The 16207-nt window shown below is 71.6% G+C and carries 15 protein-coding genes and 3 pseudogenes; 5 read left to right on the forward strand and 13 right to left on the reverse strand.

Annotated elements, in window-relative coordinates; genetic code table 11:
* A partial coding sequence (locus JM949_RS23580) for an ALF repeat-containing protein (RefSeq protein WP_203150510.1) occupies nt 1-1061 on the reverse strand: 1061 nt, incomplete at its 3' end.
* A 285-nt stretch (nt 1062-1346) separates the two neighbouring features.
* Here JM949_RS23580 and JM949_RS23585 point away from each other — a divergent pair.
* Nucleotides 1347-1706, forward strand: coding sequence for a hypothetical protein (locus tag JM949_RS23585; RefSeq protein WP_203150511.1), 360 nt, complete (start codon nt 1347-1349; stop codon nt 1704-1706).
* Between the two features lie 225 nt (nt 1707-1931).
* Nucleotides 1932-2693 (forward strand): sulfite exporter TauE/SafE family protein, encoded by a 762-nt coding sequence (locus JM949_RS23590; RefSeq protein ID WP_203150512.1) that lies wholly within the window; start codon nt 1932-1934, stop codon nt 2691-2693.
* 132 nt (nt 2694-2825) lie between these two features.
* Here JM949_RS23590 and JM949_RS23595 read toward each other — a convergent pair whose 3' ends face one another.
* Nucleotides 2826-4058, reverse strand: coding sequence for an MFS transporter (locus JM949_RS23595; RefSeq protein ID WP_203150513.1), 1233 nt, complete (start codon nt 4056-4058; stop codon nt 2826-2828).
* Nucleotides 4059-4112: 54 nt separating this feature from the next.
* Here JM949_RS23595 and JM949_RS23600 point away from each other — a divergent pair, with 54 nt between their 5' ends.
* Nucleotides 4113-4571 (forward strand): MarR family winged helix-turn-helix transcriptional regulator, encoded by a 459-nt coding sequence (locus tag JM949_RS23600; protein ID WP_203150514.1) that lies wholly within the window; start codon nt 4113-4115, stop codon nt 4569-4571.
* A gap of 178 nt (nt 4572-4749) precedes the next feature.
* Here the strand turns inward: JM949_RS23600 and JM949_RS23605 are convergent, their stop codons facing one another.
* A complete protein-coding gene (locus JM949_RS23605) occupies nt 4750-4971 on the reverse strand; it encodes a hypothetical protein (RefSeq protein WP_203150515.1) in 222 nt (73 codons plus the stop codon).
* On the opposite strand from JM949_RS23605, the gene JM949_RS39915 reads away from it, so the two are divergent.
* On the forward strand, nt 4900-5295 hold the full coding sequence (locus tag JM949_RS39915) for an SbtR family transcriptional regulator (protein WP_407664809.1): 396 nt from the start codon (nt 4900-4902) through the stop codon (nt 5293-5295). The two genes, JM949_RS23605 and JM949_RS39915, sit on opposite strands and share 72 nt — an antisense overlap.
* 288 nt (nt 5296-5583) lie before the next feature.
* Here the strand turns inward: JM949_RS39915 and mctP are convergent, their stop codons facing one another.
* From mctP to JM949_RS23645, 7 genes and pseudogenes are all read right to left on the reverse strand, one after another.
* Nucleotides 5584-7233 carry a monocarboxylate uptake permease MctP gene (gene mctP, locus JM949_RS23615; protein ID WP_203150517.1) on the reverse strand — a complete coding sequence of 550 codons (1650 nt, stop codon included), beginning with the start codon at nt 7231-7233 and terminating at the stop codon, nt 5584-5586.
* Nucleotides 7233-7475, reverse strand: a complete 243-nt coding sequence (locus JM949_RS23620) for a DUF3311 domain-containing protein (RefSeq protein WP_203150518.1) — start codon at nt 7473-7475, stop codon at nt 7233-7235. Before JM949_RS23620 ends, mctP begins: the two co-directional genes overlap by 1 nt.
* Before the next feature lie 164 nt (nt 7476-7639).
* Nucleotides 7640-8779 carry a bifunctional RNase H/acid phosphatase gene (locus tag JM949_RS23625; RefSeq protein ID WP_203150519.1) on the reverse strand — a complete coding sequence of 380 codons (1140 nt, stop codon included), beginning with the start codon at nt 8777-8779 and terminating at the stop codon, nt 7640-7642.
* A gap of 3 nt (nt 8780-8782) precedes the next feature.
* Nucleotides 8783-9520, reverse strand: a complete 738-nt coding sequence (locus tag JM949_RS23630) for a zinc ribbon domain-containing protein (protein WP_203150520.1) — start codon at nt 9518-9520, stop codon at nt 8783-8785.
* Nucleotides 9517-10346 (reverse strand): annotated as a pseudogene (locus JM949_RS23635) (Nif3-like dinuclear metal center hexameric protein). The gene JM949_RS23630 and the pseudogene JM949_RS23635 overlap by 4 nt, the downstream one beginning before the upstream one ends.
* A 151-nt stretch (nt 10347-10497) precedes the next feature.
* Entirely contained in the window at nt 10498-11070 is a 573-nt protein-coding gene (locus tag JM949_RS23640; protein ID WP_203150521.1) for a flavoprotein, read from the reverse strand.
* A 16-nt stretch (nt 11071-11086) separates the two neighbouring features.
* Nucleotides 11087-12316: a helix-turn-helix domain-containing protein gene (locus tag JM949_RS23645; protein ID WP_203150522.1), complete on the reverse strand. Its 1230-nt coding sequence runs from the start codon at nt 12314-12316 to the stop codon at nt 11087-11089.
* Between the two features lie 249 nt (nt 12317-12565).
* Here JM949_RS23645 and JM949_RS23650 point away from each other — a divergent pair.
* Nucleotides 12566-13236 (forward strand): annotated as a pseudogene (locus tag JM949_RS23650) (bifunctional DNA primase/polymerase).
* Nucleotides 13237-13486: 250 nt separating this feature from the next.
* Here the strand turns inward: JM949_RS23650 and JM949_RS23655 are convergent.
* The 3 genes and pseudogenes from JM949_RS23655 to JM949_RS23665 form a co-directional block, all read right to left on the reverse strand.
* Nucleotides 13487-14208, reverse strand: a pseudogene (locus JM949_RS23655) (FAD:protein FMN transferase).
* A 49-nt stretch (nt 14209-14257) separates the two neighbouring features.
* On the reverse strand, nt 14258-14860 hold the full coding sequence (locus tag JM949_RS23660; RefSeq protein ID WP_203150523.1) for an FMN-binding protein: 603 nt from the start codon (nt 14858-14860) through the stop codon (nt 14258-14260).
* Between the two features lie 12 nt (nt 14861-14872).
* Nucleotides 14873-16207, reverse strand: a 1335-nt coding sequence (locus JM949_RS23665; RefSeq protein WP_203150524.1) for a ferredoxin reductase family protein, incomplete at its 5' end; no start/stop codon positions are given.

Here is a 16207-nt window from a genome sequence, read left to right on the forward strand (position 1 = left end):
GGTGGCCGCGGCCGCGGCCGCGTTACTCGCCCGCGCGGCCGCCTGACCGGCTCTGGTCGCCGCGTACGCTGCCTGGTTCGCGGCGTTGGACGCCACCCGGGCCGCCTCGTTGGCGCTGCGGCGGCACGGATCGCGGTACGCGCCGCAGCCGCCGCACGCTTGGCCGCGTCCGCAGCCCGACTCGCTGCGGCGGCGGCGCGAATCGACGAGTCCTTGGCCGCCTCGGTCTCGGCGGCTGCTCTCTGCGCAGCTTCCTTGGCCTTCTGCGCAGCGACCACCGCTTGCTCAGCCGCCTTCTTGGCCACCTCCGTCTGCTCCGCAGCGCGTGCACCGGCCGCGTGCGCCAGATCCACCAACTGCGAGATCGACTGACTCTCCTGGTCCCGCGCCGCAGCCGTCTCATAGCCGTAGAGCAAGAAATACTCGATGTCCTCGGCGGTGCCGCCCAACGCCCGCTGGGCCGCCTTGCGCACCTCGGGGCCACCCACCATGAGGATCTGAGCGACCCGGACCTCGTTGTCCTCCGCCTGGGCGACGAACTGGCCCGAGAACAGGAAGGCGCGCATGTCGTCCGGGGTGCCCCGCAGCGCCGTCTGCGCGGCCGCCCGCACACCTGGACCGCCAGCGGTCAGGACCTCGGTGACCCGCACCTGCAGGTCCTCCTCGGCGGGCCGCTGCCAGCCGGTTTCGAGAAACGTCCGTTGGTCCTCGATCGAACCGGCCAGCGCCCGCACTGCCGCAGCCTTCACACCGGGGCCGCCGGCGGACAGGATCTGCGTGACGCGAACCTGGACGTCGTCGGCCTCGGCCTTGGCGAACCCGGTCTCCAGGAAATCACGCACGTCCTGGTCGGTGCCGGTCAGCGCCTCTTCGGCCGCCTTCGCCACGCCGGGGCCGCCGGTCTTCATCAGCTCCAGCGCCTGTGTCCGCTGGCTGGCCACCGGGACATCGGCGGACGCCTGCGCCGTCACCACCGGGCCGCCGGTGAGCACCACCGTCATCACCAACGACGACGCCAGCAACCTGCTCAATTTGGACATAATTGATCCACGTAGGCCCATCTCAGATCCCCGTTCCCCTGTGGTGTAAAGCGGCGTCACTATAGCCATTTCCGATCCGACAGATGGCCCCATCGGCAGGGGTTCTCACCCCCGTCGGCGGTGCTGTAGCGTCTGGCCGCAATCGAACGAACTTCGACAGAACACGGGGGTGGGACCTTGCGGTTCCTTCGATACGTAGCGCTTGCCGCGCTGACCGGCGCCTCGGCCGTGACGGGCACCATAGTGGCCGATTCTCCTTCGTCGGCGCGGCAGCCAGCCGCGGCCGCCGAAGAACCACCCTCCATCGTGGAGGATTTCACCTATCCGGGAGCAGCCCAGATCCTCAACGAGCGTGGGATCCTGCTCAAGAAGGGCGACGGTCACCTGGTGCTGACCGACTGTGTGACCGGCGGCGACTTCATCGAGGTGCGCAGCCGCAACCGTAGCCCGTTCTGTTTCCGGGCCACCGGCCCCACCGGTTACGTCACCTTGGAGCTCAGCGAGGCATTCCTGGTGTTCAGCGACAGCACGCACACCACCGTCGCCAACTACACGGTGGGTGGCGTCTCCGACTCCGCCACCATCGAACCTGGCGGAGCCACCGGCATCGGCGAGGGTTCCACCCCGGGCTCCTCCGCCGTCCTGCTGGAGCTTCGCGCCAGCTAGTCAGCGAGCCGGGGTCCGACGTGCTGTTCCCAAAATGGGCGGGGCCGCACCGAGACGGATCGATGAGCAGACTCGCGACTGGATCTTCTCATCGTTCAGTGCGGCCCCCGCTTCCCCTAACGACGAACACGCTTCCGGTATTGCCGCCCGCCTGGGCAAGGTCGCGCAGCTCAACGGCGATCCGGCGGAGCCCTACCGGAAGGCGGCGACTAGCCTCGTGGGGCTATGGATCTCTCCCACGCCGCGCTGCTGCTCGCCGCCGGTCTCGCCGCGGGAACTGTCAACGCGGTGGCCGGTGGTGGTTCGCTGATCACCTTCCCGGCGATGATCGCGGTCGGGCTGCCGCCGGTGCCGGCGAACGTCAGCAACTCCGTCGCGGTGTTCCCCGGGTACGTGGCGAGTGTGGCGGGCAGCCGGATGGACCTGCCACGTCCTCGCGCCCTGGCCACGTTGGTCCCCACCACCATCGTCGGCACGATTCTCGGGGCGTTGTTGCTGCTGGCGACGCCGGCCCGGGCGTTCGAGCTGGTCGTACCATTCTTGGTCCTCGGTGCGACAGCGGTGCTGGCGTTCCAGGATCCGCTGCGCCGGCTGGTCGGTCACCCCCGGGACCTGTCGCCGCGCCAGCGCACGGTCGCGGTGCAGACGATGGTCGCGCTCGGTGCGGTGTACGGCGGATACTTCGGTGCGGCGCTCGGGGTGATGCTGGTCGCCGGGCTGGCCCTGGTGCTGGACGCGACCCTGGCGCGGGTGAGCGCGATCAAGAATCTGCTCTCCGCCGTGGTGGGCCTGACCACGCTTGTGGTGTTCGGCCTGTTCGGCCCGGTGAACTGGGCGGCGGTCGCGGTGGTCGCGCCCGCCACCCTCGTCGGGGGGTACGCGGGCGCCCGGCTGGTCCGCCGGCTACCGCCGGTGCTGCTCAAGACGGTGATCGTGGTCTTCGGTACGACGATCGGCCTGTACCTGCTCTGGCGCGCGCTGGGCTGACCCGCCCCGGCGCTCATGATTGGCGCAGCAGCAAGGAAACTGCTGCCTCAAAGGGGCGACGAGGCAACAGTTTCCCGGAAAGCGCGCGGATCTTGGGGCGGAGCGGGGCGGGACGGGGCGGGACGACCAACGTCAGTAGGCCTCGCCCACCGGCTCCTCGGCGGCGTTCTCCGCGTCGCCGGCGGCGCGGTTCCAGCGGGACCAGAGCACCCGCTCGCCGTAACCGGCGGCCATCAGGTGCGCGAAGGCCAGGTAGACGACCACCCCGACGGCGAGCACCCCGAAGCCGACCCAGAACGGCAGCGACAGGGACTGCTCGGCGAGCTTGCCGGAGATGATCGGTGCCGGCGCGGCGGCGCCCCAACGGACCAGGTTGAACGCGCCGGTGGCGACCCGCCGGTCGGTGGAGCCGAGGCCGAGCGCCAGGTCGGTGAGGTTGGCGTTGGCCAGCCCCATGCAGAGCCCGGCGAGCACCAGCACCACGAGCGACTCGGCGGTGCTGCTGGAGGTGGCGAAGAGGACCATGCAGACCAGCAGCCCGGCGATGGCCACGCCGACGGTCTGCACCGCGCCGATCCGGTGGGCCAGCCGGTGACCGATCACCAGGATGCCGGTGGCCAGGCCGAGACCCCAGCCGGTGAACGCGAGCCCCAGCGGGATGATGTCCAGCTTGAGGAAGAGCGGCGTGTAGCCGAGCACCACGAAGAACACGAAGTTGTACGCGGCGGTCACCACGCAGAGGGCGATGAACGCCGGCCGGCGGTAGGTGGCGAAGATCTGGCCGAGGCGTACCGGGGCTTGCCGGGTGCTGGGTTCGCGGAGTTTGCGGGAGGCCACGCCGAGGGCGAGGACCATGAAGACGCCGCAGACGAAGAACGGCAGCCGCCAGCTGACCTCGCCGAGCAGGCCGCCGATCAGCGGTCCGACGGCGAAGCCGAGGCCCAGTGCGGTCTCGAAGAGGCCGACCACCCATTCCCGGTCGACGGCCAGGTTGACCAGCACCACCATGGCGGTGGCGAAGAACATCGCGTTGCCCAGCCCCCAGACGCCGCGCAACACGGAGAGCTGCACGATGTTGTCGCTGAACGAGGCGAGGATGGCGGCGAGGCCGACCACCGAGACACCGGTGATGAGCACCGGTTTGAAGCCGAACCGGCCGCTGGCCAGCGTCGCCGGGATCATGCCGAGGGCCATCACCGCGATGTACGCGGTGAAGAGCAGCTCGACCTGCCAGGCGGTGACGCCGATCGCCTCGCCGATGGCGGGCAGGATCGGGTCGACGACGGCGATGCCGGCGATGGCGAGGAAGGCCACCAGTGTGGTGGCGTAGATGGCACTGCGGTTCGGTTCGGAACGCCGATCCACTCCGACTCCTCAATTAGCTGTATCCTACAGGTACTTATTCTGTATCATACAGCTATGAGCGATGACCACGAGATCACCCTCGGTCGGATCGAGACCGAGGTGGCCCTGCTGATGCGCTTCGGCGAGGCGACCCGGCGGGCCACCGGCACCGCCGAGCACCGGGTGCTCGACCGGGCCGCGTACGTGATCCTGCGGCACCTGGACAGCGCCGGCCCGCAGAACGTCTCCGCGCTCGCCGCCCAGCTCAACCTGGACGGCTCGACCGTGACCCGGCAGGTGTCCGCGCTCCAGCGCGACGGCCTGATCACCCGCGCCCCCGACCCGACGGACGGCCGGGGCACTGTCATCTCCCCCACCCCGACCGGCCTCCAGCGGATGGCCGCCGTGCAGACCGCCCGCACCCGGCTCTACGGCGACATGCTGGCCGACTGGAGCGACGATGACCGGGCCACCCTGGCCGCCCTGCTGGGCCGCCTCAACCAGGCCCTGGTGAACCGCAACCGCCGCCGCTGACCGCGCGGCTTCGGGCCACCGCACCACTCCCCGCGCGGCAGGCCTTCCACCGCCAGACCGCGCAAGATCCTCGTTGTGGTGGCCGTCCGCGCGGTCCAACACCACTACCACAACGATCGAGCACGATCTTGGCGGTGAACCCGCCGAGCCCGCTCGGCGACAGTCTCCGATCGGCCGGTCAGGAGAACGTCCGGCGCGCCCACGTGCGGAAGTCGATGGTGGGCAGGCGGAGGGCACGGGTCATCTCCGGACGGGCGGGGCTGCCGTTCTCGTTGATCTGCTCGACGGCGTTGACCATGGCGGGCAACAGGCCGCGCTCGACGGCCTGCTGCGGGGTGAGCACGGGCGCGGTGATCGCCCGGCCGGTGACCTCACTCAGGATGGCCGCGATCTCGGTCATGGTGAGCATGTCGCCGGCGAGTTCGACGTCCGCGGCCTCGCCGATTCGCTCCTGAACGAGCCCGTCGAGGAGACCGACGCCTGCGGCGCGACGCTCGTCGCCGCCGGCGAACCACTGCTGCGCCGAGCCGCCGACGAGGGTTCGGTACGGCCCGACATCACCATGGCCGACCTGATGATCCTCGCCAACGGCATCTCACTCGCGGCGCAGCCGATGGGGGCGGCCAAGGCCGAACAACTGCTGACCTTCGCCCTGCAGGGAATCGGGTCAGCGGGCCGACCGCAGCCGCACGCCGCAGAAGCACCGCCGCCCCTGGCGGACTGACGCGAGAGCTCCATCCACCGCCAAGATCGCGCCGGATCCTGGTTGTAGTGGCCTCCCGCGCGGCCCCACCCCACTACGACAACGATCGAGCACGATCTTGGCGGTCAAGCGCGCCGAGGTCGCCGGCCCGGCCCGGCCCGGCAGCCCTCGCTGCGCCCCGCGACAACGACCCCCGCGACAACGACCCCCGCGACAACGACCGCCAGGACGACGACGCCCGAGACGACGGCCCTGGACAGGGATGCGCCCGGGCACCGACCGACGTCGGCACCCGGGCGTACCAGTAGGTCAGGCGACCGGTTCGCGGGCCGAGTCGGCGTCGCGGTCGGTGCCGGGGGTGACCCGGGGGTCGCCCTCGTCGGCGAAGTAGTCGTCCGCCGTGGTGCCGTCGACCCCCTCGGCCACCTTGGCGGCCCGCACCGCGAGCGTCACCAGCGCCGCGACGGCCAGGTTGACCACCACCGCCACGATGCCCACGTAGATCGTCTTGGTGGTGTCGAACCCGAACTCCGACAGCGGGAAGGCCGAGCCGCCGAAGTGCTTCCGGGTCGGGCTGGCCACCTGGTAGAGCATCCACATGCCCAACCCCATGCCGACCGCCCAGCCGGCGATCAGGCCGGCCCGGTGGAACCACCGGGTGTAGAGGCCCAACGCCACCGCCGGCAGCGTCTGCAGAATGATCACGCCGCCGATCAGCTGGAGGTCGATGGAGAACTGCGGGTCGAGGAAGACGATGCAGGCCACCGCGCCGACCTTCACCACCAGCGAGGTGATCTTCGAGACGTTGGCCTCCTGGGCCGGGGAGGCGTCCCGCTTCAGGTACTCCTTGTAGATGTTGCGGGTGAACAGGTTCGCCGCCGCGATCGACATGATCGCCGCCGGCACCAGGGCGCCGATGCCGATCGCCGCGTACGCCACCCCGGCGAACCAGTCCGGGAACTGCTGGTCGAAGAGCAGCGGTACGACCGTGTTGCTGTCGACAGTGCCCTCCTTCGCGCCGGGCAGCGGCTTCACACCCGCCGCAATGGCCATGTAGCCGAGCAGCGCGATCAGCCCGAGCAGCAGGCTGTACGCGGGCAGCGCGGACATGTTCCGCTTGATCACGTCGCGGTTCCGGCTGGCCAGCACGCCGGTGATGCTGTGCGGGTAGAGGAACAGCGCCAACGCCGAGCCGAACGCCAGGGTCACGTACTGGAGCTGGTTGTTGCCGTTGAGCAGGATGCCGTCGTTCGGGTTGGGTGAGGCGTCGAACTTGGCGTCCGCGGCGGCGAAGATGTCCCCCCAACCGCCCAGCTTGTAGGGCAGGTAGATGACCGCCACCAGGATCACGATGTAGATCAGGCTGTCCTTGACGAACGCGATCAGCGCGGGCGCGCGCAACCCCGACTGGTACGTGTACGCGGCCAGGATGGCGAACGCGATGATGATCGGCAGGTGTCGGGCCAGCGCGTTGTCACCGGTGACGCCCATCGTCTTGAGCACCGCCTCGATGCCGACCAACTGCAACGCGATGTACGGCATGGTGGCGACGATGCCGGTGATCGCGATCAGCAGCGCCAGCACCGGCGAGTCGAAGCGCTTACGGACGAAGTCGGCCGGGGTGACGAACCCGTGCCGGTGCGACACCGACCAGAGCCGGATCAGCACCAGGAAGACCAGCGGGTAGATGACGATGGTGTACGGCACTGCGAAGAACCCGGCCGCGCCCGCGCCGAACATCAGCGCCGGCACCGCCACGAAGGTGTACGCGGTGTAGAGGTCACCGCCGACCAGGAACCAGGTGATCCAGCCGCCGAAGCTGCGCCCGCCCAGGCCCCACTCGTCCAGGTGCGCCATGTCCTTCGGCGCCCGCCAACGGGCGGCCACGAAGCCCATCCCGCTGACCAGGAGGAACAGCAAGGAAAAGACGATGATCTCGGTCAAATGGTCGCGCCACATCACCGACCACCCCGCTTCTTGGTCATCTGGTACACCAGCGTCGTGGTGCCGACGCCGAGCAGGATGAACGCCAGTTGCAGCCAGTAGAAGCGCGGGAACCCGAAGACCCGGGGCGAGTCGCCATTGAAGAAGGCCGGGACCAACGGCACCACGATGGGAATGAAGAGCAACCAGTTCCAGGGGCTGTGGTCCTTCGCCCTGGCCGGCGCCGTGGTCGGCGCCTCCGGTTCCGGTGCAGCCATCTGACACACCTCCGGGGAGTCGAGGCTCTCGATGTAACGGCCGGAGGCTACGACCCTGTGACCGCCGTCACGTGGATCAAGCGGAGGGTGCTGCGCCGAACGGCCGGCCGGCTGCGCCGAACGGCGCGGCCGACCGGCCGGACACGTACCTCAGGTGCGCCGGCTCAGAGCGCGGCGAGGTGGGCGGTGTCGTTGACGGTGCGTACCGCGACGCCACCGTCGGGCCACATGTCGAGCACCGAGATGCCGGCCGCGTCCAGGAAGAGCCGGTGCAGGAAACCGTCGCCGGCCGCCAGGGCGTCGCGCAGCACCAGCTTGATCGGCGAGACGTGCGAGACGACCACCACTGTCTCACCGGGGTACGCGGTGAGCAGCCCGGAGATGACCCGGTGCGCGCGTTCGGCGACCTGGGTGAACGACTCCCCGCCCGGCGGGGCGATCCGGGGCGAGGCGAGCCAGGCGTCCATCTCCCCCGGCCACCCCTCGCGCACCTCGGTGAAGGTGCGCCCCTCCCACTGACCGAAGTCGCACTCGATCAGGTCGTCCTCGGTGCGCACCGGCACGTCACCGAGCGCTCCGGCGATCGACGCCGCGGTGGCCGTACACCGGGACAACGGTGAGCTGAGCACTGCCGCGACGGACGGGGCCAGCTCGGCCACCCGGGCGGCGGTGGCCCGGGCCTGGGCCCGGCCGCGCTCGGAGAGCGGCACGTCGCCGCGACCGGAGTAGCGCCGCTGTTCGGTGTACGCGGTCTCGCCGTGCCGGACCAGGATCAACCGGGTCGCGGTGAAGCTCGGCCGTGGCTCCCAGGACGCCGGGGCGGTCGCCGGGTCGCTGCCGGTCGCGGGCGTCGACGGGGGCTGACCGGTGGTCGGCGTCGCCGGGGGGCGACCCGCGGCGGCGTCCATGGCGGCGTTGGCGAGCGCGTCGGCGTGCCGGTTCTGGTCGCGCGGGATCCAGCTGAACCGGACCGCGTCGAAGCGGCCCACCAGCGCGGCGGCCTGGGCGGCGAGCGGGCGCAGGCCCGGGTGCTTGATCTGCCACCGGCCGCACATCTGCTCGACCACCAGCTTGGAGTCCATCCGGACGTCCACCTCGGCGGCGCCCAGCTCGGCCGCGGCGGTCAACCCGGCGATCAGGCCCTGGTACTCGGCGACGTTGTTGGTCGTCGTGCCGAGCGACTCGGAGCGCTCGGCGAGCACCTCGCCGGTCTCCGGGTCGCGCACCACCGCGCCGTAACCGGCCGGACCGGGATTGCCCCGGGACCCGCCGTCAGCCTCGACGGAGACCACCCGTGGCGCCACGACCTACAGGCCCGACTCGTTGGTGCGGACCATGATCCGGCGGCAGTCCTCGCAGCGGACGACGTCGCCCGGGGCCGCCTTGCGGATCCGGGCCAGGTCGGCGCCGGACAGCTCCAACCGGCAGCCGCCGCACCGGCCCGCGGTGAGCAGCGCGGCACCCAGCCCGGTGTCCTCGCGAATCTTGTCGTAGAGGTTGACCAGGTCGCTCGGGAGATCGGCGGCGAGGGGCTGGCGGGCCCCCCGCTTGAACTCCTCCTCCTTGGCGATCTCGGCCAGCGCTTCGTCGCGGCGCTGCTCGGTCGCGGCCCGCTTGTCCCGGGCCTCGGCCAGCCGCTGCTCCACGCCGTCCAGGACGCCCTGCGCGGTCTCCCGCTGCTCCATCAGCTCCAGCTCGGCGTCCTCCAGATCGCTCTGACGCCGGTTGAGCGAGACCAGCTCGTGTTGGAGGGCCTCCAGCTCCCGGGCCGGGCCGGTGCCGGCGGCGAGTCGGTTCTCGTCCTTCTCCTTGCGGGCCCGGACCTGCTCGACGTCCTTCTCCATCCGGGCGATGTCCCGGTCCAGGTCGTCGACCGCCACCTGGGCGCGGACCCGCTCGTCCTCCAGCGACGACAGCTCCCGGGCCAACGACTCCAGCTCGGCCCGCTCGGCAAGCGAACGCCTGCGGTGGGCGAGCTGGGCGAGGTTGGTGTCGATCGCCTGGAGGTCGAGCAGGCGGCGCTGCACCTGAGGGTCAGCCTTCACGGTCGGGGCTCCTTGTCGTCCACAACGGGTGCGGCGGCGTGCACGGTCCACGGGTCGTGTCCAGGTCGGACACCAGCGTCTCGACGCCCGGCGCCTCCCGCAGGAGAGCGGCCAGGTCGTCCAGCCACGGTCGTTCGGTCGCCCAGTGGGCGGCGTCGAGCAGGGCGGGACCATCGGCGGCGAGATGCTCGCCGGCCGGGTGGTGCCGCAGGTCGGCGGTGAGGAACGCGTCCACCCCGGCGGCGGTCGCGGCGCCGAGGAAGCTGTCCCCCGACCCGCCGCTGACGGCGAGGGTACGAACCATACGCCCGGGGTCCCCCGCCGCGCGAACTCCCCAGGACGTGACGGGGAGCACGGCGGCGGCGTGCCGGGTCAACTCGGCCAGTGTCATCGGCTCGGGCAGCTCGCCGACGCGGCCGAAACCGCGGTCGTCACCGTGCGCCGGCGAGCCGGGCGCGGGCCGCTGCAACGGGCGCAGCCCGGTCAGCCCGAAGCGGGCGGCGAGGGCGTCGGAGACGCCCGGGGAGGCCACGTCGGCGTTGGTGTGTGCCGCGTAGAGCGCCACCCCGGCCCGGATCAACTGGTGGATGATCCGCCCCTTGAAGGTCGTCGGCGCGACCGACGACACCCCGCGCAGCAGCAACGGGTGATGCGAGACGATCATGTCCGCCTCGGCGGCCAGCGCTTCGGCGACCGTCTCGGGCACGACGTCGACCACGCAGAGCACCCGGCGAACCGGGGCGTCCGGTTCGCCGAGCACCAGACCCACCCGGTCCCACTCCTCCGCCCAGACCGGCGGATAGCGGCGCTCCAGCTCGGCCACCACGTCGTTCACGGTGCGGGCGGATCGGCTTGTACTCACGGCGGGCCAGCTTACCGGCGCGGAGGCCACCGGACGGTGACACCCGGCCCGGCCGCGTCGGGCCGGTGCGGGTGCCGCCGGCCCGGCCGCGTCCGGCGGGGGCACCGTCCGGGCGCTAGGCGGCGCTCCGGGAGACGGAACGCAGGGCCGCCAGCGGCATCGCCCAGGGAAAGGCGTATAGGTGTTGCTCGCCCGTTCCCGGCGGGTGCAGAGCGATCACGTCGGCACCGAAGAGCACAGTGATCCCCCATTCGGCGAGCCGGGCCACCCCGGCCTGGAATGCCGGGTGGGCGGCCATCGCGACGTTGGTGAACGGCACCGCCACGATGGGGAGGCCCTTGCCCTGCGCCTCGACCAGCAGCCCGAGCGCGAGGGTGTCGGTGATCCCGGCGGCCCACTTGTTGACCGTGTTGACGGTGGCCGGGCAGACGATCATGGCGTCGGCGGGCGGCAACACGTCCGGGTCGGTGGGATTCTTGTAGTGCGTGCGCACCGGGTGACCGGTCTGCCGGATCAGGGCCGACTTGTCGACGAACTTGGCGCCGTCCGGCGTGGTGACCACGCAGACGTCCCAACCGCCCTGTTGGGCGAGGTCGACGAGACGGCCGACGTGCCGTGCCAGCGGCGAGCCGCAGGCGATGACATAGAGCACCTCGCGGTGCCCGCTGGTGTGCGCTGTACCGGCCATCAGACCGGCTCCGCGCTCATACCCCTACTCCCATGTGCTCAGCCAACTCCGCTACCGGAGAAGGCGGCGCACCACGTGTGCGACGGAGGATGTCGGACATCACCTCGTGCGCGATCGGCCGGCAGCGGATCTCGGACGGGGCGAGCCGGTCGCCGAGCAGCAGCATCTCGCCGGCGTTCGCCACATCGCCCATCTGGGCGTACCCCCGGGCGATGTCGAGCAGGTGGTGGGCGCGGCGTTCGGGCAGCAGCGCGTTGAAGGCGGGCTCCGCGATGCGCAGCTGGTGCACCTCCACCGCTCGCCCCCCGTCGCCCAGCTCGACCGCGGCGGCGGCCCGGTGCAGCTCGACGTTTGTCGGGCCGAACGACGTCCAGTAGTGGTTGTGGTCGCCGCCGAGCAGGTTGGCCGCCTCCTGAGCACAGTTGATCAGGTCGTCCACGCTTGCCGAGTCGCCGATCCGGGACGCCGCCATCGCCCCCTGGAGCAGCAGCATCCCGTAGACGGAGAGCCGGGCCGGGGAGATCTCGTTGCCCCCGCCCGGTGCCAGCCGGTTGGCGATCTGGACGTTCAGCTCCAGCGCGGGACGGGCCCGACCCATGGCGACCAGGGCGTTGCACACCCGGGTGGTGGCGATCCCGGCCAGCAGCGGGTCGTCGGCCCGCTGGGCCACCGCCATCGACCGGTCGGCCGCCAACCAGGCCAGCTCACACTCGCCGAGCTTGCGTAGCACCGAGGAGGCGATCTGGTAGACCTGGCCGAGCAGGTGGGCCGCCTCGGCGGCCTGCGCACCGCCGTAGGCGGCGTCGGCCGCCTGGGCGTCGCGCAGCAGCTTGGGCAGCGCCCGGGTGAGCATGCCGTAGCGGCCGTACTGGTAGGTGAGCCAGGCGTGGTTGACCGCCTTGCGCATGTCGTCCAGTGGCGGCGGGCACGGCGCCGCGTCGAAGTACGCGCTCATCGAGTCGTACCGTTCCAGCGCCGCCCGGATCTCCTGCACCTCGACCTGGTCGATGCAGTTCAGCGCGTCGGTGCGGCGCTCCGGATCTTTGCCCATCAGGAGTTGCACGTCCACCTGGAGGATGTCGGCGATCTCGTAGAGGACGGAGAACTTGTCCAGCCGGCGGACCCCGCGCTCGACCTTGTCCACCCAGCTCTTGGACTTGCCCAGCCGGTCCGCGAAGACCTGCTGGGACATCTTGCGCCGCCCCCGCCAGTAGGCCACTCGCCGTCCTATGGGTAGCTCGTCCATCTCCCCATCCTCCCCTGCCGCCGTCGACCCATCGAGCCGGGGCGATCTCCCGCGGGTGCGGCGGCCGTCCTTCACTTTCACATTTTCGCTGGTCGCACACGATGTACGTCAGCCGTACAGCCAGTCCTCGTACTTTTCGTGCAAGTTGCACGAGCCGTTCGTCAACCTCAACGATCGGGGGTTACGGCAGTGACGGTGCTCGACATGCGACCTGGCGATCGCCGGGCCCGACGAGGGGAAGTGGCACACATGTGGGGGAACGTCGGACCGCGCGTCGCCGAACTGTCGCCACTGGAACGGGTCCGGCTGCGCCGGGTCGCCATCCGGTACGCGGCACACGGATGGGAGGTCACCCCGGGCGCCTGTCTGGCCCGCAGCCGCTTCGTCTGCGGGCGGCCGGCTGTCCCACAGTGGGTTGCCACCCGGCCCTGGAGAACTGGGAACTGGCCGCCAGCGCCGACCCGGCCCGGGTGGCCACCTGGTGGCGCAACCGTCCACACGGGGTGCTGCTGCCCACCGGCCGGTCCTTCGACGTGCTGGAGGTGCCCGCCCACCTCGGCCGGCAGGTGCTCGACGCGGTGCAGACCCACCCGGCCGGCACCGGCGTACGCGGGCCGGTACTGGTCACCCCCACCGGGCGGTGGATGTTCCTGGTCCGCCCGGGCGACCCGCTCCGGCCGGAGTTGGAACACTGCTTCCACGTGGTCCGGCACGGGCCGGGCTCGTGGATCCCCGCGCCGCCCACCCGGCTGCCCGAGGGAACGGTCCGCTGGGCGGTCGCCCCGGAGCAGGCCCGCTGGCAGCTTCCGGATTCGTACCTCGTGCAGAACACGTTGATCGGGGCGCTGCGCGCCGCCGGGGTGACCCTCGCCCCGGACCTGCTCCCCGGTCACCTGCCACTGCCCCGACGAGGCAGGTGAGACAGGCCCGCTCGACGACTCGATCCGGTGCCCGACAGCGTCGCCGGGCCACCGGTCCTCGTTGACAGGAGGACGGCGCGACGCGCGCCACGAACGGGGGAACGATGTCCAGGAACGACGGAGCGCCGCACCCGGGCGGCCGGCGGAGCCACCCACGGCACCGCTGGGCCGGCACCCGACCGTCCGGCTCGCGCCCCGGCCGCCCACGCCCCACCGGCTCCCGCCCGGCCAACACCCACCGGCCGATCCGCTAGTCCGTCAGCGGGAGGCCCGCGGAGTAGTGCTGCCGGGCGTTGTCGGTGACCACGGCATAGGGGTGCTCGTCGCGACGGGCCAGCCAGTTGAGGCCGCTGGTCCCCATCGCCAGGGCGGCGGTGGCGTACGCGTCGGCCACCCCGAGGTCGTCGCCGACCACTGTCACCGAGCGCAACCCACTGGCCGGCGCGCCCCGGCGCGGATCCAGCACGTGTCGGCCCCGCTCGTAGACACCGGACGTGGCCACCGCCAGGTCGGTCCCGGAGAGCACCAGGCAGGTCGCCATCGCGTCCCAGGGTGCCGGATGCCGATCCGCCACGGCTCCCCGGACGGCGACAGGCCCCGCACCCGCACATCGCCGCCGGCGTTCACGCAGTGGTTGCCGGCACCGGCGGCGAGCAGGCGATCCGAGGCGACCTGAGCCGCCCAGCCCTTCACGAACCCGGACGGGTCGAGCCGACCGGTGGCGTACGCGTCGAAGAACCCGTCGGTCGCGCCCCACAGGTCGGCGCAGGCCTCCAGCACGAACCGCAGCTCCGCGGACGCCTCGGAGAGCAGCACCTCACCCCTGTCGAAGCGGCACACCTCGCTGTCCGGCCGGTAGGTGCTGAACCGCGCGTCCACCTCGTGCATCCAGGCGAAGACCTGGTCCGCCAGCTCGCGCAGGGTCGCCGGTGGCAGGTCGTCGGCGAGGTCCACGGTGATCGCCGTACCCATGATCTGCTCGACCCGGCACAGCCCGGGTCGGGTCAGCCCGGCCCGCACGTCAGAACGCCTGCTCGATCGCGGACCGCAGCGACTGCTTGTACGAGTTGCTGGTCTCGGTGGCCCCGGAGACGGTGTTGAGGTTCGCGTTCTGCTTCTGCACCACCTCGCCGCCGCTGCCGTCGTACCGGTTGCGGACGTCGCCGCTGTGGATGTCGGACTCACCCCCGCTGGGCAGCGACAGCGCGACGGCCTCGACGATCCGGTTGCCGGAGACGACGATCTGCACCTGCACGTACCCGTACTCGTTCTCGAAGCCGTTGCCGGTGACCCGGCGGTTGCTCGGCGGGGCCGCCCTGGTGGTGCGCGGCGCGCTGGGTGCCTTCGTGGTGGCCCTGGTGCCCGACGGGCGGGCGGTGGTCTTGCCGGGCTTCGGCGACACCGGCGCGTCGGCGCTCTTCGACGGCGTCGGCGCACCAGCCGCCGGGTCGGTGCCCGGCGCGGCCGGGTCGGCGCTCGGGTCGGCGCCCTGCGGGGTGGGGTTGACCGGCTGGGCGGTCGGCAGGTTCTGGGCGACCTGGGTGGCGCCCGGTGAGCCCTTGAGCACCACCAGCGCGGTGGTGCTGGCGGCCAGGCCGGTGATCGCGAGCAACGCGCGACGCATGGGATGCCCTTCCTACAGCTCGAAGGTGGCCAGGTGGATCTGCCGTCGGGGCACGCCGGCCCGCCGCAGCGCGCGCACCGACTGCTCCACCAGACCGGGCGGCCCGCACAGGTAGACGTCACGCCGGGCCACGTCGGGCACCAACTGACGCAACCCGTCCGGGCTGATCAGTTGCCGGGGGCCGGGGTCGTCGCGGGAGCCGATGACGTACCAGACGGAGGTGTCCCGCTCCTGGGCCAGCCAGTCCAGCTCGCGGCTGAGCAGCACGTCGGCCGGGGTGCGGGCCCGGTAGATCAGCGCGGCGCCCGGCGGCAGCTCCTCCAGCATCGCGCGGATCGGCGTGATGCCGCTGCCCCCGGCGATCAGCAGGGCCCGCTCCCGAAGCCGGTGCGCGGCGGTGAAGGTGCCCGACGGCCCGACCGCCCAGACCCGGGTGCCGGGCTCCAGGTCGCGCAGGTCCGCGGTGTGCGTGCCGACCACCTTGACGGTGAGCCGCAGCCACCGTCCGTTCGCGGCGGCGGAGACGGAGAACGGGTGTGACTGCCACCAGCAGCCCCGGGTGAGGAACCGCCAGCGGAAGAACTGGCCGCCGAGCATCTCCAGCCGGCCCAGCCGCTCGCCGGTGAGGTAGATGGAGATGGTGTCGGTGCTCTCGGCGACCACGTCGGCGACCCGCAGCCGGTAGCGCAGGTTGAACACCAGCGGCGCGATCACCCGGCCCCAGAGCAGTGCGGCGACCACCAGCAGGTACAGCGCGATCCAGCCGGTGCGCACCGGGCCGGGCTTGTACAGCTGCGCGCCGTGGGTGAACTGGTGACCGTAGCCGAGCAGCAGGATCAGGTAGCTGGACCGGTGCAGCAGGTGCCACAGCTCGTAGGGCAGCGCCCGCCGGATCGCCCGGATGCTGCTGAACCCGACGAGCATCATGATGCCGGTGGCGACGAACGCGGAGAGCATGTCCTGGTAGTCGCCGAGCAGCGTGCCGACCTCGGCGATGATCGACTGGTTCCGCAGGTCCGCGTAGCCGACCAGGATCAGCGACATGTGGGCCAGCACGGTGACCAGCAGGGTGGCGCCGACGTCGCGGTGCCAGCGGGCGATCTGCTCGCCGCCGATCCACCGCTCCAGCACCGGCAGCCGGCTCATCATCAGCACCTGCACCAGCAGCAGGTAGCCGGCGATCAGGCCGGTGATCCGGCCGGCCGCGGTGACGGTGGCCGCGGTGCTGCGCAGCGAACCGGCGGGGGTTCCCCACCACCACGGCAGCACGCTGGCGAGCAGGCCGACCAGGAGCAGCACGGCCAGCAGCCGTCGGCCGCCGGGCCCGCGCCGGGCCGGCACCTGCGG

The organism is Micromonospora tarensis, assembly GCF_016803395.1.
In the GTDB taxonomy this organism is placed as follows: domain Bacteria; phylum Actinomycetota; class Actinomycetes; order Mycobacteriales; family Micromonosporaceae; genus Micromonospora; species Micromonospora tarensis.